Annotated in this window: 1 protein-coding gene and 2 pseudogenes; all 3 read right to left on the bottom strand. The window is 37.1% G+C overall.

Annotated elements, in window-relative coordinates:
- On the bottom strand, positions 1 to 585 hold a 585-nt coding region (locus tag ACFIMG_RS00630; protein ID WP_404977486.1), incomplete at its 3' end, for a phage integrase central domain-containing protein.
- 386 nt (positions 586 to 971) lie between these two features.
- Positions 972 to 1235: pseudogene (locus tag ACFIMG_RS00635) on the bottom strand (hypothetical protein); the annotation flags it as partial.
- 113 nt (positions 1236 to 1348) lie between these two features.
- Positions 1349 to 1642, bottom strand: a pseudogene (locus tag ACFIMG_RS00640) (hypothetical protein); the annotation flags it as partial.
- Positions 1643 to 1784 lie beyond the last annotated feature (142 nt).

The raw sequence follows: 1784 nt of genomic DNA on the forward strand, positions 1-1784 counted from the left end.
CCAGCCAATGCGGACCGCATCACCACGACGCAAACCCGTATACAAAAGGACATCAATCCAAACGCGTTCATGGGTACCATGGGACCATCTTTGATAATATTTCTCAACATCTTCTTCTGTCCAAACAGCAAACCCATCTTTGTTGTGAAGGGCTGGTCTTTTAACACCTAAGGCTGGATTATTTTCTAAAAGACCTTGGTCAATCGCCCAATTAAAAAGCCCATTAAGGGCTTTCAGAAAGTTTCTAGCCATTGCTGGTGTTTCTTTGCGTCGTTCAACGCCGGCTATGATATGTTTCTTTTCAATTGCTTTGTATGGAATGTTTCCTATGCTATCACATACCTTCATAAGGATGAGTTCTTTTTGTTTTTTTGTAGCTTTAGAGTAGCTACGCCAATTAGAGCTGTTAAAGTATTGTTTAAGCAGCCATGCAAATGACCCTTCAACAAGTTTACCGGTTTTTGATTTAGGAAGTATAAGCCCTTGTAATTCGGCAAGTGCGCTTTTGTAGTTGTCAACAAACTCTTGCGTTCCATAGGTTCCGCGGATTCTAATACGTGGTCCATGACCNGATAGCCATAACAAGCGTTATAGGCTTTCTCATTCAAATGAGTGATTAAAGATCATACGCACCATTTACATTCCTTTTGATAAGTTTTCATATCTCCCATAGAGCACTTGCAATATGATACGTTTTGTATATATGCACTCATTACTCCATTGTGGATGATTCATTTTAATCAATAAGAAACGCTATTTGAAAGCCGCGTCATATCACTTGGCACGGCTTTCTTTTATTTTACTCTCTCTTTTATGATATGTTTATAGCAATGCATTTTATATGCGTTTATACACCATAAAAAAGGCACGCCCCCCATATCTATTTTTATTCTGTTTTATCAGTTATATTGACAACATTATCGTTTTCATAAACCTTACATTTTTTTGGAACGACACTTACGTTGACTGTTTAATTTTGCATTGCCATAGACTTTACCCCAGACCTTGGCATGATAGAAAACCTTGGCATTGCCATAAACCCACGCATTATCATACACTCAGAAATTGCCATCATGGGATAAGTTACTTTCCTTTTCGATATAGCCTCCCAGATCACCTACTTTGACATCATCAAAGTCTTTTAAAGCTTTAATGCGATAAAGGTTTGTAATTTTCTTAGTAATTCTATCTTTAATTTGTTTGATTTCATTTGTTAATTGGTATTTTTTGCACATAAAGATACCCTCACAATCTAATATGATAAACGTTTGCTAAAATTTGGAATGGGAAAATTTGAAAGAGGAGCGCCCCCGCCACGCCTGTACTTTCATTTACACCGCTTTATTGATTAGACCCAGACAATCTCTAATTCACCATAAGGAGAGAGACGTTCAGTATAGGTTTTTATTTTAGTAGACTCGCCGACATTTTCACGAATAACAGCAATGCCATGAATATTGGCATTTTCATAAACCCTAGCATTGCCATAAACCCTTGCATTTTCATAAACGTGACCATTTTTAAACACAAGAGCCTCATCATAGTCCCAGCAATTGCCCTCATGAGAGAGGTTATCTTCCTTTTCAATAAAGCCGCCTAAGGTACCTGCTTTGATATCAGCAAAATCTTTTAATGCTTTAATAATGAAGTCAATTAAATCTATTTAGGATAAATAGCGAGTATCAGGTGAGGTAAAGTCATTTAAAAGCGGATATTTTTTCAAAAAGTTTTTTAAATGCGGTTTATCCACAGCCCATGACACGGGGTCAGATCAGCAAAGTAAT

Origin of the sequence: Bartonella sp. AP11XZML (assembly GCF_042196445.1) — a bacterium.
GTDB lineage: Bacteria > Pseudomonadota > Alphaproteobacteria > Rhizobiales > Rhizobiaceae > Bartonella.